This is a genomic window from Streptomyces aureus, assembly GCF_001418135.1.
Lineage (GTDB): Bacteria > Actinomycetota > Actinomycetes > Streptomycetales > Streptomycetaceae > Streptomyces > Streptomyces aureus_A.
Genome location: NZ_LIPQ01000082.1, coordinates 792 through 20,649, shown reverse-complemented (window position 1 = coordinate 20,649; position 19,858 = coordinate 792). Strand labels below are relative to the sequence as shown.

At 71.1% G+C, this 19,858-nt stretch carries 22 protein-coding genes and 3 pseudogenes; 14 read left to right on the top strand and 11 right to left on the bottom strand.

Translation table 11 applies throughout. The features are described 5' to 3' along the window. Both AOK00_RS08865 and AOK00_RS08860 read right to left on the bottom strand, forming a co-directional pair. Positions 1 to 266: pseudogene (locus tag AOK00_RS08865) on the bottom strand (hypothetical protein); the annotation flags it as partial. Next, positions 266 to 955, bottom strand: coding sequence for an RNA polymerase sigma factor (locus tag AOK00_RS08860; protein WP_055599758.1), 690 nt, complete (start codon positions 953 to 955; stop codon positions 266 to 268). The gene AOK00_RS08860 and the pseudogene AOK00_RS08865, both read right to left, overlap by 1 nt. Before the next feature lie 375 nt (positions 956 to 1,330). Here AOK00_RS08860 and AOK00_RS08855 point away from each other — a divergent pair, with 375 nt between their 5' ends. Further along, on the top strand, positions 1,331 to 2,074 hold the full coding sequence (locus tag AOK00_RS08855) for a Clp protease N-terminal domain-containing protein (protein ID WP_055599757.1): 744 nt from the start codon (positions 1,331 to 1,333) through the stop codon (positions 2,072 to 2,074). Between the two features lie 59 nt (positions 2,075 to 2,133). On the opposite strand, the gene AOK00_RS08850 is transcribed toward AOK00_RS08855, so the two are convergent. The 3 genes from AOK00_RS08850 to AOK00_RS08840 form a co-directional block, all read right to left on the bottom strand. After that, positions 2,134 to 2,703 carry a hypothetical protein gene (locus AOK00_RS08850; RefSeq protein ID WP_055599756.1) on the bottom strand — a complete coding sequence of 190 codons (570 nt, stop codon included), beginning with the start codon at positions 2,701 to 2,703 and terminating at the stop codon, positions 2,134 to 2,136. A 117-nt stretch (positions 2,704 to 2,820) separates the two neighbouring features. Then, on the bottom strand, positions 2,821 to 3,084 hold the full coding sequence (locus AOK00_RS08845; RefSeq protein ID WP_055599755.1) for a hypothetical protein: 264 nt from the start codon (positions 3,082 to 3,084) through the stop codon (positions 2,821 to 2,823). Between the two features lie 61 nt (positions 3,085 to 3,145). Further along, positions 3,146 to 4,771 carry a beta-N-acetylhexosaminidase gene (locus AOK00_RS08840; RefSeq protein WP_055599754.1) on the bottom strand — a complete coding sequence of 542 codons (1,626 nt, stop codon included), beginning with the start codon at positions 4,769 to 4,771 and terminating at the stop codon, positions 3,146 to 3,148. 228 nt (positions 4,772 to 4,999) lie between these two features. Between AOK00_RS08840 and AOK00_RS08835 the strand changes: the two genes are divergently transcribed. From AOK00_RS08835 to AOK00_RS08810, 6 genes are all read left to right on the top strand, one after another. Further along, a complete protein-coding gene (locus AOK00_RS08835) occupies positions 5,000 to 5,569 on the top strand; it encodes a 2-oxo-4-hydroxy-4-carboxy-5-ureidoimidazoline decarboxylase (protein WP_216822241.1) in 570 nt (189 codons plus the stop codon). Between the two features lie 192 nt (positions 5,570 to 5,761). Then, complete coding sequence (sdhC, locus tag AOK00_RS08830) at positions 5,762 to 6,142, top strand: succinate dehydrogenase, cytochrome b556 subunit (RefSeq protein ID WP_073809812.1); 381 nt, start codon at positions 5,762 to 5,764, stop codon at positions 6,140 to 6,142. An 8-nt stretch (positions 6,143 to 6,150) separates the two neighbouring features. After that, the gene (locus tag AOK00_RS08825; protein WP_055599753.1) at positions 6,151 to 6,630 is read left to right on the top strand and encodes a succinate dehydrogenase hydrophobic membrane anchor subunit; all 480 of its coding nucleotides are present in this window, start codon (positions 6,151 to 6,153) and stop codon (positions 6,628 to 6,630) included. A gap of 25 nt (positions 6,631 to 6,655) precedes the next feature. Continuing rightward, complete coding sequence (gene sdhA, locus AOK00_RS08820) at positions 6,656 to 8,410, top strand: succinate dehydrogenase flavoprotein subunit (RefSeq protein WP_055599752.1); 1,755 nt, start codon at positions 6,656 to 6,658, stop codon at positions 8,408 to 8,410. Next, positions 8,410 to 9,168, top strand: a complete 759-nt coding sequence (locus AOK00_RS08815) for a succinate dehydrogenase iron-sulfur subunit (protein WP_030318427.1) — start codon at positions 8,410 to 8,412, stop codon at positions 9,166 to 9,168. Before sdhA ends, AOK00_RS08815 begins: the two co-directional genes overlap by 1 nt. Before the next feature lie 112 nt (positions 9,169 to 9,280). Further along, positions 9,281 to 9,793, top strand: coding sequence for a hypothetical protein (locus tag AOK00_RS08810; protein ID WP_055599751.1), 513 nt, complete (start codon positions 9,281 to 9,283; stop codon positions 9,791 to 9,793). A gap of 69 nt (positions 9,794 to 9,862) precedes the next feature. On the opposite strand, the gene AOK00_RS08805 is transcribed toward AOK00_RS08810, so the two are convergent. Beyond that, positions 9,863 to 10,465 (bottom strand): MarR family winged helix-turn-helix transcriptional regulator, encoded by a 603-nt coding sequence (locus tag AOK00_RS08805; RefSeq protein ID WP_254047286.1) that lies wholly within the window; start codon positions 10,463 to 10,465, stop codon positions 9,863 to 9,865. A gap of 85 nt (positions 10,466 to 10,550) precedes the next feature. On the opposite strand from AOK00_RS08805, the gene AOK00_RS08800 reads away from it, so the two are divergent. After that, positions 10,551 to 11,768: an MFS transporter gene (locus AOK00_RS08800; protein ID WP_055599749.1), complete on the top strand. Its 1,218-nt coding sequence runs from the start codon at positions 10,551 to 10,553 to the stop codon at positions 11,766 to 11,768. A 244-nt stretch (positions 11,769 to 12,012) separates the two neighbouring features. Here AOK00_RS08800 and AOK00_RS08795 read toward each other — a convergent pair whose 3' ends face one another. Further along, entirely contained in the window at positions 12,013 to 12,780 is a 768-nt protein-coding gene (locus tag AOK00_RS08795) for an alpha/beta fold hydrolase (RefSeq protein ID WP_055599748.1), read from the bottom strand. Between the two features lie 136 nt (positions 12,781 to 12,916). Between AOK00_RS08795 and AOK00_RS08790 the strand changes: the two genes are divergently transcribed. From AOK00_RS08790 to AOK00_RS08780, 3 genes are read left to right on the top strand one after another with little or no spacing between them, the layout of a single operon-like run. Then, a complete protein-coding gene (locus AOK00_RS08790) occupies positions 12,917 to 13,351 on the top strand; it encodes a hypothetical protein (RefSeq protein WP_055599747.1) in 435 nt (144 codons plus the stop codon). A gap of 13 nt (positions 13,352 to 13,364) precedes the next feature. After that, positions 13,365 to 13,814 (top strand): thiol-disulfide oxidoreductase DCC family protein, encoded by a 450-nt coding sequence (locus tag AOK00_RS08785; RefSeq protein WP_055599746.1) that lies wholly within the window; start codon positions 13,365 to 13,367, stop codon positions 13,812 to 13,814. Positions 13,815 to 13,824: 10 nt separating this feature from the next. Then, entirely contained in the window at positions 13,825 to 14,592 is a 768-nt protein-coding gene (locus AOK00_RS08780) for a TetR/AcrR family transcriptional regulator (protein WP_055599745.1), read from the top strand. Between the two features lie 18 nt (positions 14,593 to 14,610). Here AOK00_RS08780 and AOK00_RS08775 read toward each other — a convergent pair whose 3' ends face one another. From AOK00_RS08775 to AOK00_RS40110, 3 genes and pseudogenes are all read right to left on the bottom strand, one after another. After that, the gene (locus tag AOK00_RS08775) at positions 14,611 to 16,164 is read right to left on the bottom strand and encodes an ABC transporter substrate-binding protein (RefSeq protein ID WP_055599744.1); all 1,554 of its coding nucleotides are present in this window, start codon (positions 16,162 to 16,164) and stop codon (positions 14,611 to 14,613) included. A gap of 192 nt (positions 16,165 to 16,356) precedes the next feature. After that, positions 16,357 to 17,634 carry a metallophosphoesterase gene (locus tag AOK00_RS08770; protein WP_055599743.1) on the bottom strand — a complete coding sequence of 426 codons (1,278 nt, stop codon included), beginning with the start codon at positions 17,632 to 17,634 and terminating at the stop codon, positions 16,357 to 16,359. 17 nt (positions 17,635 to 17,651) lie between these two features. Continuing rightward, positions 17,652 to 17,843 (bottom strand): annotated as a pseudogene (locus AOK00_RS40110) (SCO4848 family membrane protein); the annotation flags it as partial. Between the two features lie 96 nt (positions 17,844 to 17,939). On the opposite strand from AOK00_RS40110, the gene AOK00_RS08765 reads away from it, so the two are divergent. Continuing rightward, positions 17,940 to 18,179 (top strand): SCO4848 family membrane protein, encoded by a 240-nt coding sequence (locus AOK00_RS08765; RefSeq protein ID WP_055599742.1) that lies wholly within the window; start codon positions 17,940 to 17,942, stop codon positions 18,177 to 18,179. Between the two features lie 104 nt (positions 18,180 to 18,283). Next, positions 18,284 to 18,532, top strand: a complete 249-nt coding sequence (locus AOK00_RS08760; protein WP_055599741.1) for a hypothetical protein — start codon at positions 18,284 to 18,286, stop codon at positions 18,530 to 18,532. Positions 18,533 to 18,553: 21 nt separating this feature from the next. Here the strand turns inward: AOK00_RS08760 and AOK00_RS41560 are convergent. After that, a pseudogene (locus AOK00_RS41560) lies at positions 18,554 to 18,658 on the bottom strand (SCO4848 family membrane protein); the annotation flags it as partial. Positions 18,659 to 18,767: 109 nt separating this feature from the next. Here AOK00_RS41560 and AOK00_RS08755 point away from each other — a divergent pair. Continuing rightward, positions 18,768 to 19,858: D-alanyl-D-alanine carboxypeptidase family protein (locus tag AOK00_RS08755; RefSeq protein ID WP_063886566.1), on the top strand; the 1,091-nt coding region annotated here is incomplete at its 3' end.

Below are 19,858 nucleotides of genomic sequence, written 5' to 3'. Positions count from 1 at the left end.
GCCGCCGCCCGCGTCGCGGCGGCCGCCGCGACGGGGGCGGCGGCGCGCGCGGCGCGTGCGGCGCGGAAGGCGGCGAGCGCGGCGGCCTCGCCCGGCAGTTCGGTGCGCGCGGCCGGGGGGACGGCCTGGGTGCGGGCCGCGTCGAGGGCTTCTGCCAGGCGCTCCGCCCGGGAACGCGCGTGGTCGTCGACGGCATCGACCGGCTCGCCGCGGAGCAGCCGCTCCGCGGCCTCCTGGTCGAGCCACTGGTACCGCTCGTCGGCCATCACATGTCCTTCTGCGTACGCGGACGCGATTGCGTCACACCGCCCGGGGTCACGGACCCCGGCACGCGCCCGCGTTGCGGAGGCACACCGTCCAGCGGGACGACGGCCTCGCCGGCGCCGTCGGGTCCGGCGCTCTCGCCGTCGACACCGAGGAGTTCGGCCAGCTTCTTGAGGCCGCGGTGGGCCGCGGTGCGGACGGCTCCGGGGCGTTTCCCCAGGGTGTCGGCGGCGGTCTTGGCGTCGAGGCCGACGACGACGCGCAGGACGACGGCCTCGGCCTGGTCCTGCGGAAGCTGGGCGATCAGCCGCATGGTGTGGCCGGTGGCCAGCGCCTCCAGGGCTTCGCCCGCGGTGTCGGACGCGGCGGGCTTGTCGGTGAGCTCGGTCTCGTCGGCGCCGACGGCGGGGCGCCTGCCGCGCATGCGGACGTGGTCGAGGGCGCGGTTGCGGGCGATCCGGGCCGCCCAGCCGCGGAAGCGGTCCGCGTCGCCGTCGAAGCGGTCGAGGTCGCGGGCTATCTGGAGCCAGGCCTCCGAGGCGACGTCCTCCGCCTCGGTGTCGCCGACCAGTGTGCGTATGTAGCCGAGCAGCCGTGGATGCACGGCGCGATACACAGTACGGAACGCGTTCTCGTCCCCGTCCTGCGCAGCGAGCACCGCGGCCGTCAGCTCCGCGTCGTCCCCCAGCACTCCCCAAACCCTGTTCGTCGGTCGCGTCGTCGCTTCATCGCGGCTGGTCACCACCGCCACGCTGCCTCGCGCATCTGCACGCTACGTCGTGTCGCGGCGCCGCGTCCACGCGGTCCGGGCTCTTTGTACAACTTGCAACCTTCGGGCGGGGGTGCGCGGGATGCCTCCGGCTCGGTCGCGGTGTGACACAAACCGCACTCCCGGCGCTGAATGGAGTACGGAGCCGTGCTGCGGCTCCGTGGACGACGGCCGGGGTCTCTCCTGTGGGGGGTGGCGACCCCGGCCGTCTCCCTTTTCCCCTCCCCGTCCCGCCCACACCCCCCAGGGTGTCAACTGGCCGTTGACAGTCAATGGCTGTCAACCTAGGGTTGCCTCATGACGAATCCAGTCGGCATGAATGTCCCTGTCCGCCTCGACGAACTCATCGAAGCGATCAAGAAGGTCCACCCCGACGCGCTGGACCAGCTCTCCGACGCGGTCATCGCGGCGGACCACCTCGGCGATGTCGCCGATCACCTCATCGGCCACTTCGTGGACCAGGCCCGGCGCTCCGGCGCCTCCTGGACCGACATCGGCCGCAGCATGGGCGTCACCCGCCAGGCGGCCCAGAAGCGCTTCGTCCCCAAGGACCCGGACGCGGAGAAGATGGACCCGAGCGCGGGGTTCGGCCGATTCACGCCCCGGGCGCGGAACGTGATCGTCTCCTCCCAGAACGAGGCGAAGAGCGCCGGGAACGACGAGATCACCCCCGGCCACGTGGCGCTCGGCCTGCTCGCCGAGCCCGAGGGGCTGGCCGTGCTCTGGATCGCCTCGCGGGGCGTGACACCCGAGCGGCTGCGGGAGGCCGTCACGGCGACCCTGCCGCCGCCCGCCGCCGAGGTGCCCGCGCTCGTCCCGTACGACGCGGCGGCGAAGAAGGTCCTGGAGCTGACGTTCCGCGAGGCGCTGCGCCTCGGCCACAACTACGTCGGCACCGAGCACATCCTGCTGGCCCTCATGGAGCACGAGGACGGTACGGGCGTGCTGGCGGACCTCGGCCTCGACAAGGAGACGGCCGAGCGGCAGATCACCGAGACGATCGCCTCGGCGACGATCCAGGCCCCGGAGGCGGCCTCCTAGGAGTGCCTCAGGGGCCCGGCGACGATCGAGGTTCCGGAGGCGGTCCGCCTGGGAGCACGTCAGGCGGTGCGGGCCCGGCGGGAGACGACCGCGCGCAGCACCCGGCCGCCCTCGACGGAGAGTTCACGGGCCCGGCGAAGGCCGGTCGGGCCGTGGGCGACCGAGTCGAGGACGGCCTGCTGGCGGCGGAGCTCTCCCGAGAGCAGCGGGCCCGCGCCGTCCGCGTCGCCGGCCCGGCAGCGCTCGACGAGACCGTCGGGCACGTCTGCGGCGTCGTACCGCCCGTGCAGGGCGAGGGCGGTGACGGAGCACGCGGCGGCCCAGGCACGCAGGGCGTCGGCCGTCCAGGTCGCCGGGGCGAAGGCGAGCATGCCGCGTACGGCCCCGGCGTCCGCGCCGTCGGCGCCCGGCTCCACGTCCAGCTCGACCCGGGCCTTGGCGACGGCCTCACCCCAGGCCTCGCCGTCGCCGCGCGCGACGGCGGCCCACACGGGGCGCAGGGCGTCGCCCCGGTCACCGGCGAGCAGCGGGAGGCAGCGGTCGAGGCAGGCGAGACCGGCCGCGGCCAGGCCCCGCTCGTCGGCCCCGTCGATCAGTTCCAGCAGGCTCCGGCCCGTCGCCGACGTCATGGACGCCTCCTTGCCACCCGATGCGGACGCAGTACTTCCACTACTGCGCCGGACGGCGCTTTTTCGTCACTGCGCGGCCGGAATCATGCCAGTGGCTCCAGGCTGTTGCCTAGGGCCCTACCGCAACCCGAGGGCCTTCTCGTCGAAGACCTCGACCGGACACTTCGCGCCGGTGGCCCGCACGCCGTCGCGAATCCGGCCGACGCTGGTCACCAGCGGGACGTCGTACCCCTCCGCGAGTGCCACGTACGTCGCGTCGCAAGCCGTGAGATTCGCGTACAGCTCGCGCACCCGGGGCAGCAGCGGGAGCTGTTCCGACCCGCGCAGCGGATGCTCGGCGAAGGCCCTGCAGGTCAGCGCTTCCTCGGACAGGTCCCGCACATGGAGAGTGGCCGTGCGGCAACTTCAGTCGCATGGCCAGCAAAGTGCCGGCAGATCCGGGTCAGCCGCGCACCTGTGTCGCCAGCGCCCTGAACTGGTCCCATGTCAGGGTCGGCGTCCTGGAGTCCCAGACCTTCTGGGCGAGGGCCGTCAGGGGCATGCGGATGCCGTTCGCCACCTGCGTCTGGGTCTGGGCCGCCGACAGGTCGCACCAGACCGCGAAGCGGGCGCCCAGGATCTGGGGGGCGTACCGGGCGGCGACCGGGGTCGTGCCGCGCAGGACCAGGGGGGTCCACTGCTCGTAGATGCGGCGGCCCGTGGGGTACGTGAACTGGTTGGGCTCGCCGAGAACGTAGTACAGGTACTCGTCGTTGAGGTTCACGACCTTGCGGCCCTCCGCCAGGTACTCCGAGGGCGGACGCGCGCCGATCTCCTTGCCCGTCCAGTACTCGACCTCGATGCGCCGGTCCGCGGTGACGACGCCGCCGCGGAAGAAACCGTCGTTCCAGGCCTTGGCCGTCTTCCCGGCCGCGCGCACGACGGCGGCGCGGTCGTTCAGCCAGCCCTCGGCGAGGTCCTGGACGCCGGCCTGGGGCCCGTACTTCTGCCGGGCCGCCGTGGCCAGCTGCGGGTAGGAGGCGGAGGGGCTGCGGACGGTCAGCGCCTGGTACTCGTCGGCGCCGACGTGGAACCAGCCGCCGGGGAAGAGCGCGGAGTACTCGCGCAGCAGATCGTCGACGATCCGCGCCGAGGCCGGCTTGGAGATGTCGATGGCACCCTGCCGCGGGGTCCCCTGGACGTTGCGCAGCTGGAGGTCCGGGTGGGCGCGCAGGACGGCGCCGAGGTGTCCGGGCGAGTCGATCTCGGGCACGACGGTGATGTGCAGGCTCTGCGCGAGGGCGATGATCCGGCGCACCTCGGCCTTGCTGAGGTGCTGGGCGGAGACGATCTCGGGGTGGGAGTCCGAGGCGATCCGGAAGCCCTGGTCGTCGGAGAAGTGCAGACCGAACTGGTTGAGCTTGAGGTCGGCCATCTCGCGGAGCCGGTCCTCGATCCAGCCGGCGGTGAAGTACTTGCGGGCGATGTCGACGTTCAGCCCGCGCTGGGGCTTCGCGGGCGCGTCGGTGACGACGCCCTCGGGCATCGCGCCGGTGCCCTTCACCGACTGCTTGAGGGTGCGGGTGCCGTAGAAGACCCCGGCCTCGTCGGGGCCGGTGATCCGGACCCGGTTGTCACGGACGGTCAGGGTGTACGACTCACGGGCTCCGGTCCCGCCGAGCGCCAGCTCGACGTCCCCGGGCCCGGCGGCGACGGCGCCGCGGTACGGGATGCCGAGCTCCCCGGCGAGGAGCCTGCCCTCGTCGGCCAGGCCCGCGCTGCTCGCCGCGACGACGACCCCGGCGGGGGCCGCGGGCTTCCAGCCGGGTCCGCGGGCGGGCTCGTGGTCGCGGACCGCGGGGACCGTGCGGGGTGCGGTGGAGAGCGGGTAGGTCCGGGTCGGGGTGGGCGTCGGGCTGGGCGGCGCGCTGGTGGGCGCCGCGCTCGCGGACGTACCGGAGGGGGCGGCGGCGGACGTGCCCGAGCCGGAAGGTGATCCGCCGGAGCAGGCCGCCACGGTGGCCAGTGCCACCGCCGTCGCCAGGAGTGCCGGGCCCTTGTGGGGCCCTCGTATGGAGTACCGCATCATTCGGAATCCTCCCGTACGGCGGGCGGTCCGGCCAATCGGGGGACACGTCGGCGACGTGACCGGAACGCATGCGTCCATCACCTGTTCCGAAACTCTCCCTTCCGGGTGAAATTCGCGCATCCGTCGGACACTTCCCCCGTCCCGTCGGTAACGTTGCGTCACACCCACCCCATCGCGCCCGTCCCACGCGCGGATCGCCCCACCCGTCCCGGAGTACCGGAGCCCACGCTGACCAGCGACACCCACGTCCCCTGCCGCAAGCCGGGCTCCACGGACACGCCTGCCATACCCGCCCAGAACCAGGGCCCCTCCGTCCGCGGCCTCGCGGGCTTCAACGCCGCCTCGCCCGCCGAGGCCGAGGCTCTGCTCCTGTCGTGCTGCCACAGCCTCCGCTGGGCCGAACGGGTGGCGGCGCACCGTCCGTACCCCACCGTCGACGCGCTGCTCGCCGCCGCCGACGAGGCCGGGTACGACCTGCCCCGCGCCGACCTCGACGAGGCCCTGGCCGCCGAGTCCTCGGCCCTGCCGCACCCCGACGCCCCGCCGGCCGCACGGACCGCGCTGCGGGCCGCCCACGCCGCGTACGAGAGCAGCTTCGGACACGCGTTCGTGATCAGCCTCGACGGAGTGCGGCCCGGAGAGCGTCTCGACCAGGTATTGGCAGGCATTCGGTCACGTCTCGGCAACGAACCGGAGGAGGAACGCGTGGTCGCCGCCGACGAACTGAGGCGACTCGCCCGGGCCCGGTTGGCCTTCCGGCTCACGGAGGCCCTCACACCGCGACACTCCGGACCGTGAATCCGTCCGGAATGCGGCGATTCCGGCCTGTGCGATAGTCCGTCCGTGCCTGTTTGATCACACCGATGGACCCCGCGCGAGCGAACCGACAAGTCGTCGCTACGATGACCGGGGCCGGTGGACCGTACCCGGCCGGGTCAGACCGACAGAGAAGCCGGCCGACCCTGATCCCCGCTCCCGGAGGGTTTTTCCGTGCCGGCTGGAACGCTGTACCGCGGCCGGGAAGGAATGTGGAGCTGGGTGGCTCATCGAGTCACCGGCGTCCTCATCTTCTTCTTCCTGTTCGTACACGTGCTGGACACCGCTCTCGTCCGCGTCTCTCCCGAGGCGTACGACGAGGTCGTCGCGACCTACAAGACGCCGATCGTCGCTCTCCTCGAGTACGGCCTCGTCGCTGCCATCCTCTTCCACGCGCTGAACGGTCTCCGTGTCATCGCCGTGGACTTCTGGTCCAAGGGCCCGCGCTACCAGAAGCAGATGCTCTGGACCGTCGTGGGCATCTGGGTCGTGCTGATGGCGGGCTCGCTGTACCCGATCCTCGGCCACGCCGCACGTGAACTGTTCGGGAGCTGACGCCAGATATGTCTGCTGACACCACCTCCACCGCGATCGGTCCCGTCGAGGGCGGCGCCCAGTACGACGTGGACAACCCCGCGCCGTACATCGAGGCCCCCCGCAAGCGCACCGGCAAGACCCCGCGCGCGACCCGCGGCAACTTCGAGATGGCCGCGTGGCTCTTCATGCGCCTCTCGGGCGTGGTCCTCGTCGTCCTGGTCCTCGGCCACCTGCTGATCCAGCTCTTCCTGGACGGCGGCGTCTCCAAGATCGGCTTCGCCTTCGTGGCCGGCCGCTGGGCGTCCCCGTTCTGGCAGGTCTGGGACCTGCTGATGCTCTGGCTCGCCATGCTGCACGGCGCCAACGGCCTCCGTACCGTCATCAACGACTACGCGGAGCGGGCCAACACGCGCCTGTGGCTCAAGGGCCTGCTGTACACCGCCACGGTGTTCACCATCCTTCTGGGCACGCTGGTGATCTTCACCTTCGACCCGAACATCCGCTAGGCACGGGGCTGAGGTAATCCACGTCATGAAGATCCACAAGTACGACACCGTCATCGTCGGCGCCGGTGGCGCCGGCATGCGCGCCGCCATCGAGTCGACGAAGCGCAGCCGCACCGCCGTCCTGACGAAGCTCTACCCCACCCGGTCCCACACGGGCGCCGCGCAGGGCGGCATGGCCGCCGCGCTGGCGAACGTGGAGGAGGACAACTGGGAGTGGCACACCTTCGACACGGTCAAGGGCGGTGACTACCTGGTCGACCAGGACGCCGCCGAGATCCTGGCGAAGGAGGCCATCGACGCCGTCCTCGACCTGGAGAAGATGGGCCTGCCGTTCAACCGGACCCCGAACGGCACCATCGACCAGCGCCGCTTCGGCGGTCACTCCCGCAACCACGGCGAGGCCCCGGTCCGCCGGTCCTGCTACGCCGCGGACCGCACCGGCCACATGATCCTCCAGACGCTGTACCAGAACTGCGTCAAGGAGGGCGTGGAGTTCTTCAACGAGTTCTACGTCCTGGACCAGCTGATCACCGAGGTCGACGGCGTCAAGAAGTCCGCCGGTGTGGTCGCGTACGAGCTGGCCACCGGCGAGATCCACATCTTCCAGGCCAAGGCCGTGATCTACGCCTCCGGCGGCACGGGCAAGTTCTTCAAGGTGACCTCCAACGCGCACACGCTGACGGGTGACGGCCAGGCGGCCTGCTACCGGCGCGGTCTGCCGCTGGAGGACATGGAGTTCTTCCAGTTCCACCCGACGGGCATCTGGCGCATGGGCATCCTGCTGACGGAGGGCGCCCGCGGTGAGGGCGGCATCCTCCGCAACAAGGACGGCGAGCGCTTCATGGAGAAGTACGCGCCGGTCATGAAGGACCTCGCGTCCCGCGACGTCGTCTCCCGGTCCATCTACACGGAGATCCGCGAGGGCCGCGGCTGCGGTCCCGAGGGCGACCACGTCTACCTGGACCTGACGCACCTTCCGCCGGAGCAGCTCGACGCCAAGCTCCCGGACATCACCGAGTTCGCCCGTACGTACCTCGGCATCGAGCCGTACACGGACCCGATCCCGATCCAGCCCACCGCGCACTACGCCATGGGCGGCATCCCGACCAACGTCGAGGGTGAGGTCCTGGCGGACAACACCACCGTCGTCCCGGGCCTGTACGCGGCCGGCGAGGTCGCCTGTGTCTCCGTGCACGGCGCCAACCGTCTGGGCACCAACTCGCTGCTCGACATCAACGTCTTCGGCAAGCGGTCCGGCATCGCCGCCGCCGAGTACTCCGCCAAGCACGACTTCGTCGAGCTTCCGGAGAACCCGGAGTCGCTGGTCGTCTCGCAGATCGAGAAGCTGCGCAACTCCACGGGCAACGAGCGGGTGGCCGACATCCGTCGTGAGCTCCAGGAGACGATGGACGCCAACGTGATGGTGTTCCGTACGGAGCAGACCATCAAGACGGCCGTCGAGAAGATCGCCGAGCTGCGCGAGCGCTACGAGAACGTGTCCATCCAGGACAAGGGCAAGCGCTTCAACACGGACCTCCTGGAGGCCATCGAGCTGGGCAACCTGCTCGAACTGGCCGAGGTCATGGCCGTCTCGGCCCTGGCGCGCAAGGAGTCCCGCGGCGGTCACTACCGCGAGGACTACCCGAACCGCGACGACGTCAACTTCATGCGCCACACCATGGCGTACCGCGAGGTCGGCGAGGACGGCTCCGAGACCGTCCGTCTCGACTACAAGCCGGTCGTCCAGACCCGCTACCAGCCGATGGAGCGTAAGTACTGATGGCTACCCCCGTACTGGACAAGGTCGAGGCGGAGTCCGCCGCCTCCCCGTACATCACGGTCACGATGCGGATCCGCCGCTTCAACCCCGAGGTGTCGGACGCGTCGGTCTGGGAGGACTTCCAGATCGAGATCGACCCGAAGGAGCGTGTGCTCGACGCCCTCCACAAGATCAAGTGGGACGTCGACGGCACGCTGACCTTCCGTCGCTCGTGCGCGCACGGCATCTGCGGCTCGGACGCGATGCGGATCAACGGCAAGAACAGGCTCGCCTGCAAGACGCTGATCAAGGACATCAACCCCGAGAAGCCGATCACGGTCGAGGCCATCAAGGGCCTCACGGTCCTCAAGGACCTCGTGGTCGACATGGAGCCGTTCTTCCAGGCGTACCGGGACGTCATGCCGTTCCTGGTCACCAAGGGCAACGAGCCGACGCGCGAGCGTCTGCAGTCCGCCGAGGACCGCGAGCGCTTCGACGACACCACCAAGTGCATCCTGTGCGCCGCGTGCACGTCGTCCTGCCCGGTCTTCTGGAACGACGGCCAGTACTTCGGTCCGGCCGCGATCGTCAACGCGCACCGCTTCATCTTCGACTCGCGTGACGAGGCCGGCGAGCAGCGCCTGGAGATCCTGAACGACAAGGACGGCGTGTGGCGTTGCCGCACGACGTTCAACTGCACGGACGCCTGCCCGCGTGGCATCGAGGTCACCAAGGCGATCCAGGAAGTGAAGCGCGCGCTGATCACGCGTCGCTTCTGATCACTGGTTTCCGCGGGCCGGGTTTCCCGTCTCATGGTTCGGTGTTCGGGCCCGCTTCTGTACGCTGCGGCGTGCAGGAGCGGGCTTTTTCTTTTGTGAAGGACGGGGACTGATGAGCGAGCCGAACCCTTACCGGTCGGAGGAGTACGAGTGGGGCCCCGGGCAGCAGCAGCCGGGCCAGCCCGCCTACGGGTACCCGCACCCTCCGGCGTACCAGCCGACCCTGCCGGGCGGGGTGCCGGTGCCGCCGCAGCAGGTGCCCGGCGTGCCGCAGGGCGGCGGCGCGCCGCTGCTGAGCCTCGGTGACATCACCGTGGTGGGCGACCAGATCATGACGCCGGCCGGCCCGATGCCGCTCAAGGGCGCCGTGTGGAACGCGATGGACATGTCGCGGACCGAGGAGAAGATGCCCACGGTCGCGATCGTGCTCGCCGTCATCTTCTTCATCTTCTGCCTGCTGGGACTGCTGTTCCTGCTGATGAAGGAGAAGACGACCACCGGCTTCATCCAGGTCACGGTGACCAGCGGCGGAAAGCACCACACGACGATGATCCCGGCGCGCGGGCCGGACACCATCCACCAGGTGATGGCTCAGCTCAACTACGCGCGGTCGCTCAGCATGTGAGCGGTCGTCATCGGCGAGGGGCGCCCCAGGGCGCCCCTTCGTCGTGTCCGGGACCGGCCCCGGCGGGTGCTACCAGTGGCGGGTCGGCTCCCTCGACTCCGCCTCGACCATGACGCGCCGGAGCATGGCGTTGAGGAGGACGCGCTCCTCCGGTGAGAGGACGCCGAGCAGCCGGTACTCCTCGTGGCCGAGGACGTCCATCGCGCCGAGCCAGGTCTCGCGGCCGGCCGCGGTGAGCTCGACGACGACCCGGCGGCGGTCGGTGGTGGACTGGGTGCGGCGGACGAAACCGCGCTTCTCCAGGGCGTCGAGGCGGCCGGAGACGGAGGCGGGGGCCAGGTCGAGGTCCTGGGCGAGCTCGGACGGTGCGGCGCTGCCGCCCCGGCCGGCGATCTTGTGCAGGGTGTCGAACTCGTGCCGCTCCAGGTCGAAGTCGACGAGGGACTGCTCCCTGACCCGGCGGAGATGGACGGAGAGCTTCTTCATCCGGGTGACGGCGCCTTCGACCACGGGGTCGAGGTCGGGCAGGACGGGCTGCCAGCGGGCGACGTGCTCGTCGGTCCAGTCGCGCGCGGCACTCGCCTCACGCGCGGCACTCACCTCACGTGCGGCACTCGGCTCGCTCGGAGTGCGCGGTTCGCTCGGAGTACGCCGTTCCTCGGGTTGCGCCATGGGGTGATCGTACGTCGGCGGGCGGGGAACCACCCGAGAAGTAATTCGTTGACGAATTATTCGGTACCGAAATACTCTCCGGGTCATGACTGCTGCCACCACCACGGCGCCGCCGCCCGCCCCGCACCCCCTGCGCACCCGTTCCTTCCGGCTGCTCTTCACGGGCCGCTTCCTCTCCCTCCTGGGGGACGCCGCCATCCCCGCCGCCCTCGCCCTCGCCGTCCTGGAGGCCACCGGATCCACCTCGGCGCTCGCCCTGGTCCTCGGCTGCGCGATGGTGCCCAAGCTGCTCCTGCTGCCGCTCGGCGGCGTGGTCGGCGACCGGTTCGACGCCCGTACCGTCGCGCTCACCACGGATCTCGTGCGCTGCGGCACCCAGCTGGTCGTCGGGATCCAACTCCTCGGCGGTACGCCCAGCCTGGCCGTCCTCGCGGTCGCCGAGGCACTCGGCGGCGCGGCCGGGGCCTTCGCCATGCCGACCGACTCGCCCCTGGTGAAGGGGACGGTGGCGGCCGAGTCGCTGCACCGGGCCAACGCCGCGATGAGCGTCGCCAAGAGCGCCACCCGGCTCGGCGGCCCGGCGCTCGCCGGCACCCTCGTCCTCACCGTGGGCCCCGGCTGGGCGTTCGTCCTCGACGCGGCGACCTTCGCCGTCAGCGCGCTCATCCTGACGGCCGTGAAGGTGAAGCGGGTACCGATCCCGCGCCGCTCGCTCCGGGCCGATCTGGCGGAGGGCTGGAAGGAGGTACGGACCCGCGACTGGTACTGGACCAGCCTGATCGGCCACAGCGCCTGGAACGGCGCCGCGGCCGTCCTGATGACCCTCGGACCCGCCATCGCCGTCCAGCGGCTCGGCGGCGGCACCACCTGGGTCGTACTGCTCCAGGTCGGCGCCGTCGGCTTCCTCCTCGGTGCGCTGCTCGCCGACCGGGTCACGCCCCGGCGCCCGGTCCTCACGGCGAACCTCGGGCTCGCCACATACGCGCTGCCGCTGGTCCTGCTCGCGGTCGCCGCGCCCGCACCGCTGACGATCGCGGCTTACGGGATCGCACAGGCGGGCCTCGGGTTCCTCTCCCCCGTCTGGGCGACCGCCGTCCAACGGGCCGTGCCCGCCCACGCACTGGCCCGGGTCACCTCGTACGACTGGCTGCTCTCGCTGGCCGCGATGCCCCTGGGGTACGCGCTGGCGCCGCTCGCGGCCTCGGCCTGGGGGCCGGAGGTGCCGCTGCTCGTCGCGGCCGTCGCCGTGGGCGGCTGCTGCGCCGCGACGGCGCTCGTGCCGGGGGTGCGGCGCTTCCGCTGATCCACGGCGGCGCCAGTGGCGGCGGCGTCCTCCAGCGGCGTACGCATGGGGAACACGGGACCGGGCGGCGGCCCGGACGCGCGCGAGCGCCGGGAGTCCGCGCTCGCGCTCCATCTGCGGGTCCGCCACGGCGCGGAGCACGAGGCGGGCGCGGCCCTCGCGGAGCTGTCCGGGCAGGAGCCCAGGAGGCCGTGGCCCCGCCGCTCACTGACAGCGGGAGGCTGGGCCGTGTCGACGACGGGGCCTAGCGTCCCGCCTCCGCCAGGAAGGCGGTGAGCAGCCGGGCCGTCTCGTCCGGACGCTCCAGGGCGGGGAGGTGACCGGCCCAGTCCAGGTCGACGCGGCGGGCGCCGGGCAGGAGGCGGGTGAGGTCGTCGGCGACCGCCCGGAAGTCGGGGAGGTCGTGGGCGCCCACGGCGACGAGGGCGGGGACCTTGATCCCGGCGAGGTCGTCGGCGGTGACCTCGGGGGTGACGGGGTGGAACTCCTCCGGAACGGCGAGCTGGACCTCGAAGGCGTGCCGCTGCATCTCCCGGACGAGCGCGCGGGCCTCGGGGCCGGCCCCGGGGCCGAGCCAGGTGTCGACGTTGAGCTCGACAGCCGCGTCGAGGTCTCCCGCTTCGAGCAGCTCGTCCTCGCGGCCGCCCCAGGCGCGCAGCTCGTCGCTGGGCGTGAAGCCGGGGATGCCGGAGGCGAGCAGGGCGAGGGCGGAGACGTGCGCGGGGTGGCGGACGGCGAGTTCCAGGGCCACCTTGCCGCCGAAGGAGGAGCCGACGACGGCCGCCCGTTCGACGCCGAGGTGGTCGAGGAGTTCGCGCACGTCGTCGGCGTGGGTGTGCGCGGCGTCGACGGGGGTGTCGCCGAAGCCGCGGAGGTCGCAGCGGACGACCCGGTGTCCGGCCTCCGCGAGTGCGTGGAACTGCCCGTCCCACATCCGGCGGTCGCAGACCCCGGAGTGCAGCAGGAGAACGGTCGAGGGGCCCTGGCCTGTCAGGTCATGAGAGAGCGTCACCCGGCCGACCCTAGGCGGCCGGTCCGGCGGTGGCCAGTGGGTTTCCCCTCGCCCCCGCATCTGACTTGAACACGTTCAAAGAGAGGTCTACAGTCATGACCAACAGCTTTTGAACGTGTTCAAGGGAGGGTGGGGCATGGACCTCACTGTCGTCGCGTACATCGCCTACCTGCTGATCAGCGTGGCTCTGACCGTCTGGGTCGCACGCACGCTCAGCCGCAACGGAAGGATCTTCCTCGCGGACGTCCTGCACGGGAACGAAAAGCTCGCCGAGGCCGTCAACCACCTCCTGGTGGTCGGCTTCTACCTCGTCAACTTCGGCTTCGTCGCCCTCTATCTGAGCCAGGACGAAGCCGTCCTCGACGCCCGCGCGCTCTTCGAGGCGCTCTCCGTGAAGCTCGGGGTCGTCCTGCTCGTCCTCGGCGTCATGCACCTCGGGAACGTCTACGTCCTCAACAAGATCCGGCGCCGCGGGGTCATGGAGCGCGAGCAGGTGCCGCCGGTCGGCCCGCAGGGCTGGACCGCGACCCCCAAGGGCGGCCCCTGGGCCCCGCCCGCGCCCCAGCGCTGAGAGGGGCGCCGCCGTGCCGACCCCCGTCGGGCGTCTGACCGTGCTGTACGACGCGGACTGCCCGCTCTGTGTGCACCTCAGGCACTGGCTGCTGCGCCAGCGGCAGCTCGTCCCCCTCGACCTCGTACCGGCCGGGTCGCAGGAGGCCCGGCGCCGCTTCCCGGAGCTCGACCACACCGCGACCCTGCGGGAGATCACCGTGGTCGGGGACCGGGGCCAGGTCTACCGGGAGACCTCCGCCTGGATCGTCTGCCTCTGGGCGCTCGCCGACCACCGGGCGAAGGCCCACTGGCTGGCCACCCCGGCCGGCCGGCCCTTCGCCCGGGTGACCGTCCTGGCGGCGGCGAAGTGGCGCGAAGCCCTCCAGGGGCCGGACCACGAGGCCGGGCCGGGCGAGGCCGGGCCGGGCGAGGCCGGGCCCTGCGAGGACGGGCACTGCGGAGTGCCCGGTCCGCCCGGTTAGGCTCGTCCGTGTGACGGACGTGAAGGAAGACAAGAAGGCCCCGAAGAGCGAGCAGACCCGCACGCTCATCCTCGAAACCGCGCTCCGGCTGTTCAAGGAGCGCGGCTACGACAAGACGACCATGCGGGCCATCGCCCAGGAGGCCGGGGTCTCCGTGGGGAACGCGTACTACTACTTCTCGTCCAAGGAACACCTCGTCCAGGGCTTCTACGACCGGATCGCCGAGGAGCACCAGGCCGCCGTCGAGCCCATCCTGACCGGTGGCGAGAAGGACCTCACGGCCCGGATCCGGGGGGTCTACCTCGGCTGGCTCGACATCGCGGAGCCGTACCACGAGTTCGCGTCGCAGTTCTTCAAGAACGCCGCCGACCCGGACAGCCCGCTCAGCCCCTTCTCGCCCGAGTCGGAGGGCCCGCGCGAGGCCGCCATCGAGGTCCACCGGAGGGTCATCTCCGGCGCCTCCGTGAAGGTCGACCCGGAACTGAAGGAAGCCCTCCCGCAGTTGCTGTGGCTCCAGCAGATGGGCCTGGTCCTCTTCTGGGTGTACGACCGCTCCGAGGGCGCGGCCAACAGCCGCCGGCTGGTCGAGCGGCTCGCACCGGTCACCGCCCGCGCGATCTCGCTCTCCCGGTTCCGGATCCTGCGCCCGCTGGTCAAGGAGACGCACGAACTGCTCTCGGACTTCATGCCCACCGCGGCCGGAATGGCGGCCTCGGGAAAGCCCGAGAAGAGGGCCGTACCGAAGCCGCCGGAGCCGGAAGGAGCACCGGAGTCGTAGGCCCCGGAGCCCCTGGGCCTAGATCCAGCTGAGCTCCCACAGGCGCCAGATGCCCGTACCGTCCGTCAGGTACTGGGAGCCGGCGACCGCCTCGGTGGCGAGGACGTAGTCCTTCTTCTGCCACAGCGGGACGAGCGGCACGTCGGTCGCGACCTCGCTCTGGATCGCCTTGAAGTCGGAGGTCGCCCGGGAGCGGTCGCTGAACTGCTGCGTCGAGGAGATCAGCTCGTCGATCCGCTTGCTGGAGAACCCGTTGTGCAGGGTGTTCGCGGTGCCGACGAGCGGCGCGGTGAAGCTGTCGGAGTCGGGGAAGTCCGGCAGCCAGCCGACGGTGTACGCGTCGAAGGTGCCCTTCGCGTACTGCTTCTGGAACTCCGTCCACTTGACCTCGACGGTCTCTACCTCGAAGAGGCCGGTCTCCTCCAGCTGCCGCTTGATCTCGGCGGTCTCGGCGCCGTAGGTGGCGTCCGCGCGGTAGCCGAAGGTGAACTTCACCGGGGTCTTGACGCCGGCGTCCTTCAGGAGCTTCCTCGCCTTCGTGGCGTCCGGCGCCGGAGTGACGTCGTAGAACGCGGTGCTGTGCCCGACGAAGCCCTGCGGGATGAGCGAGTACAGCGGCTCGACCGTGCCCTTGTAGGCGCCGGTGGTGATCGCCGGGCGGTCGAGGACCGCGGCGACGGCCTGCCGTACGGCCTTGTCGGCCATGGGCGAGCCGGGCCGCACGTTGAAGTTGAGGTTGCGGACCTCGGCGCTCTCCGCCTCGGTGACGCGGGTCCCGTCCTCGGGCTGCAGGGCCGAGATGAACTCCGGCGGCAGCTGCCGGTGCGTCACCTCGACCTGCTTCGCCTTCCAGGCGTTCGCGAGGTCGGCGGACTGGCCGTAGTACTTCACGAGCACCGGGCCGCCGCCCTTGGTGACGGCGCCGCGGTAGTTCGGGTTCGGTTCCAGGAGCGCGGACTCGCCCGGCTTGTACTCCTTCAGGACGTACGGGCCCGAGCCGTCGACCGCCGGGTCCGCCCGCAGCGTGTTCGCCGGGTAGCGGTCCTTGTCGACGATCGAACCCGCGCCCGTGGCCACCTTCAGCGGGAACGTCGCGTCCCGGCCGCTCAGATGGAAGGTGACCTGCCGGCCCTGGGCCGAGACGCTCTTCAGGGTCGGGAAGAGGGGCTGCGGACCGACGTCCGTCTTGATCCGCAGCATCCGCTCGAACGAGTACTTGACGTCCTCGGCCGTGATCTTGCGCCCGTTGGCGAACGACAGGTCGTCGCGGAGGGTGCACTGATAGGTCGTGAGCTTCGAGCCCTCGAACTTGCAGCTCTCCGCCGCGTCGGGAACGGGGGTCGTGAACCCCGGCTTGAACGTCAGCAACGACTGGAAGACGTTGCTGTACATGGCCCAGGATCCGGCGTCGTACGCGCCGGCCGGGTCCAGTGAAGTGACCTCGTCGGTTGTGCCGACGCTGATCGGATCGGTCCGGCCGCCGTCGGAGGGCAGGAGTTGCCAGCCCCCCACTCCGGCGGCCACCAGTACTCCACAAGTGATGAGGATCCGCAGACGGACCGTCGACCGCATTGCCGTGCTTCCTTTTTTCGTCCACCCCAGCTGCGACGGCCCCCGAAACGTCGCGAATGGCGTCATCCCATCACACGTATTTCACAAGTGGAAGGGAAAACTTTCACACCACAGGTATATGTCCGGGAAATGCGAATTTAAGTCGATGAGCAGCACGTATCGGACTCGGTGCGGGGAGTGACCTCGCCCCGATTACGCCTGTTTCGAAGCGAGTTCGACGATGGTGATGTCCGAGGGCGCCCCGACCCGGACCGGCGGACCCCACGCGCCCGCGCCGCGCGACACGTACAGCTGGGTGTCCCCGTACCGTTCGAGCCCCGCGACGGTCGGATTGGCCAGTTCGGCGAGGTAGTTGCCGGGCCAGAGCTGACCGCCGTGGGTGTGGCCGGAGAGCTGGAGGTCCACACCGTGACGTACGGCGTCGTGGACGACGATCGGCTGGTGCGCGAGGAGGACCGCGGCTCGGGCCCGGTCGCGGTCGCCGAGCGCCCGTCCGAAGTCGGGGCCCTGCCCCTCGCTCTCGCCCGCGATGTCCTCGACGCCGGCGAGGTCGAAGCCGGCCGCGACCTCCACGCGCTCGTTGCGCAGCGGGCGCAGTCCGAGCTCGCGGACGTGGTCGACCCAGGCGTCCGCGCCCGAGAAGTACTCGTGGTTGCCGGTCACGAAGAAGGAGCCGTGCCGGGCGCGGAGCCGCGCGAGGGGCTCGGCGGCGGAGCCGAGGTTCTCCACGGTGCCGTCGACGAGGTCGCCGACGACCGCGATCAGATCGGGCTGGGTAGAGTTGATCGTGTCCACGATGCGCTGGGTGTGGGCGCGGCCGAGGATCGGCCCGAGGTGGATGTCGGAGACGACGGCGATCCGGTAGCCGTGGGCCGCGCGCGGGATCTTGGCGAGCGGGACGGTGACCCGCTTGATCCTGGGGCCGCGCAGCACGCCGTACGTGCCGTAGCCGACGGTCCCTACGGCGGCGGCGGCCGCGGCCCCGCCGACGACCCGGGAGACGAAGAGCCGCCGGGAGACCTCGGCGGGGGTCGTGGGCGCGGACTCAGGGGCCGCCTCGGCCGGCTCCTCGGGGGCGGCGGGCGCGTGTTCCGGGACCGGCACCGGTACGGGCGCCGCCACCGGCGCCGCCGCGGGCGCCCCGACCCGCGCACGGCGGTCGAGCCAACGGAGCAGGAGGGGCCTGACCGCCTCCCCGACGGCCAGGGCGAGCGTCACGTACAGCAGCAGCGCGAGCCACAGGTAGCCGGGCCAGGCGACCACCTGCTGGAGCACGAACGGGGCTCCGGCGCGCGACGAGGAGAGGGCCGCGAACGACAGCAGCGGCAGCACGACGACGGCGGCCGTGCCCAGGCGCCGCGGCAGGCTCCCCCGCGTCGTGACGTCACGCACGAGGCGCCGCCACACGTACCAGTGCACGGCGCCGAGCAGCGCGAGCACCACGATCAGAACCAGCAGGAAGACGACCACGCCCCGGAACCCCTCTTCTACCGCTCGCGCGGTTCCAACCGATGTCGCGGCGCGCGGCGCGCGCCATGCAACCCGAGCACTCCGATCACCGTCCCCAGGACGGAGGACGTGACGGCAAGCAGCAGATGAACCCGGAAAGAGGCCGTCGGGTCGCCGGCGTCGTCGAACGCGAGGCCACTCCCGTCGTTCCGCGGGTTCTTGACGGAAGTCGGGCGACCGTCAGCGTACAGACCCCAGCCGCCACGGCAGGGGACACGGGTCGGATACTGGCAGGACCGACCCGCCTACCCCCGGAAGGGCATCCCGTGAAGCTCAGCCGTCGCACGTCCTGGTTCCTCCTCGCGTTCGGTGCCTGGTCCTGGATGATCTGGATCACCTTCGCTCGGAACCTCTACAAGGACGCGAGCGGACTCGCCTTCGACGACGCGGGCGACCCGACCGCCTACTTCTGGGTGCATCTCGCCCTCGCCGTGACGTCCTTCGTCCTGGGGACGGCCGTCGGCGTGATCGGTCTGAGGGGCGTGCGAGCGAACTCGGCCAAGTAGAAGGCCCCGCCCATGCGCCACGGGAGAGCGCGTCATGACTCCGCCCGCCGGTCGGCCCCGCTGCGGGTACAGCGTGCCGCCTCCGCCGGCCATTTCCTGTCCTCGTGGTCGTCGACGTCCGCGGCGGCGGCACGACGTGCCCAGACGCAGCGGGCCACGACCCGATCGGCGTCGCGATCTTCGCGCTGATCGCGGCACTCGCGAAGCAGGACAGCGACATCGAGGCGGAGCTCCTGCGCGGAGCCAAGGACGAGATCAGGGCGGTCGGTGGCCGGCGCGCGGACAGCCGACATGTGGTCTTCGAATCCGGGCGGACGGCGTTGGATCCCAACCGGACCGACCGACGTCTTTGAACGTGTGAAGCACCTCCCACCCCCGGAAGCTCCACCGGTCAGCTCCCTGTAGAAAGTGATCCAGATGAACCAGCTCCCCACCCCGAACGCGAGCAGGCACCAGGAGACGCGACGGCTGAACTTCATGACCCCGGTTTCACCGTTCGCCCCACTGGCCCCGCGGACGGGTGGACGAGCCCGGCCGAACCGCCAGCCGGGGTTCGGATCCTTGTTCCGTACCTGTACGTTCACGACCGTGTCTGCTTCGAAGAAGACCGCTTGGGCGGTCATTGCTGCTGTGTTCCTGCCGCTCGCCGTCGCCGCGCCCGCGCATGCGGACACGAAGGACGAGAAGGACAAGCAGCCCAAGCCCCCGAACGCGATGTCCTCGCTCGGCGGCCCCCTGCTCGGCAACCCCGGTACCCAGGTGAAGCTGGGGCCCGGCGCCCCGGTACTGCCGAAGGAGCTGTCCGGACGCTCCTGGATCGTCGCGGACGCCGAGAGCGGCCAGATCCTCGCCGCGCACAACGCGCACTGGCCGCTGGCCCCGGCCTCCACGCTCAAGATGCTCTTCGCGGACACCCTGCTGCCGAAGTTCCCCGACGCCCGGCTCAAACACCTCGTCACCAACGTCGACCTGGCCGGGATAGGAGCGGGCTCCAGCCTGGTCGGCATCAAGGAGAAGCAGACCTACACCGTCCACGACCTGTGGCTCGGGGTCTTCCTCCGCTCGGGCAACGACGCCGTGCACGTCCTGACCAGCATGAACGGCGGTCTGCGCCAGACCGTGAAGGAGATGAACGACCACGCGGCCGAGCTCCAGGCGCTCGACACGCACGTGGTCTCCCCGGACGGGTACGACGCCCCCGGCCAGGTCTCCTCCGCGTACGACCTGACACTCATCGCCCGCAGCGGCATGCAGAAGCCGGACTTCCGCGAGTACGCCGCCACGCCCCGCGCCGCCTTCCCCGGCGAGCAGAAGCCGGGCAAGAAGCGCGAGACCTTCGAGATCCAGAACACCAACCGGCTGCTCACCGGTGACCTCGGTGTCGCCCCGTACCAGGGCATCGCCGGAGTCAAGAACGGCAACACCACACACGCGGGTGCCACCTTCACGGGGGTCGCGGAGCGCAACGGCAAGGTGCTGCTCGTCACCGTGATGAACCCCTCGTCGAAGGAGCAGCACGCGGTCTACCGCGAGACCGCCCGGCTGCTCGACTGGGGCTTCGCCGCGTCCGGGAAGGTGACCCCGGTCGGCGAGCTGGTGCCGCCGCGGTCCGCCCGTACCGAGACGACCGCCCCGGACGACGGTGGCGCCCCGGCACCCGGCAAGAACGCCCCGGACGG

Bases quoted from the DNA above. Each gene is read 5' to 3' on its own strand.
- AOK00_RS08855 (WP_055599757.1), top strand. From the start codon at position 1,331: ATGACGAATCCAGTCGGCATGAATGTCCCTGTCCGCCTCGACGAACTC.
- AOK00_RS08850 (WP_055599756.1), bottom strand. From the start codon at position 2,703: ATGACGTCGGCGACGGGCCGGAGCCTGCTGGAACTGATCGACGGGGCC.
- AOK00_RS08840 (WP_055599754.1), bottom strand. From the start codon at position 4,771: ATGATGCGGTACTCCATACGAGGGCCCCACAAGGGCCCGGCACTCCTG.
- AOK00_RS08825 (WP_055599753.1), top strand. From the start codon at position 6,151: ATGTCTGCTGACACCACCTCCACCGCGATCGGTCCCGTCGAGGGCGGC.
- sdhA (WP_055599752.1), top strand. From the start codon at position 6,656: ATGAAGATCCACAAGTACGACACCGTCATCGTCGGCGCCGGTGGCGCC.
- AOK00_RS08815 (WP_030318427.1), top strand. From the start codon at position 8,410: ATGGCTACCCCCGTACTGGACAAGGTCGAGGCGGAGTCCGCCGCCTCC.
- AOK00_RS08810 (WP_055599751.1), top strand. From the start codon at position 9,281: ATGAGCGAGCCGAACCCTTACCGGTCGGAGGAGTACGAGTGGGGCCCC.
- AOK00_RS08805 (WP_254047286.1), bottom strand. From the start codon at position 10,465: ATGGCGCAACCCGAGGAACGGCGTACTCCGAGCGAACCGCGCACTCCG.
- AOK00_RS08800 (WP_055599749.1), top strand. From the start codon at position 10,551: ATGACTGCTGCCACCACCACGGCGCCGCCGCCCGCCCCGCACCCCCTG.
- AOK00_RS08790 (WP_055599747.1), top strand. From the start codon at position 12,917: ATGGACCTCACTGTCGTCGCGTACATCGCCTACCTGCTGATCAGCGTG.
- AOK00_RS08775 (WP_055599744.1), bottom strand. From the start codon at position 16,164: ATGCGGTCGACGGTCCGTCTGCGGATCCTCATCACTTGTGGAGTACTG.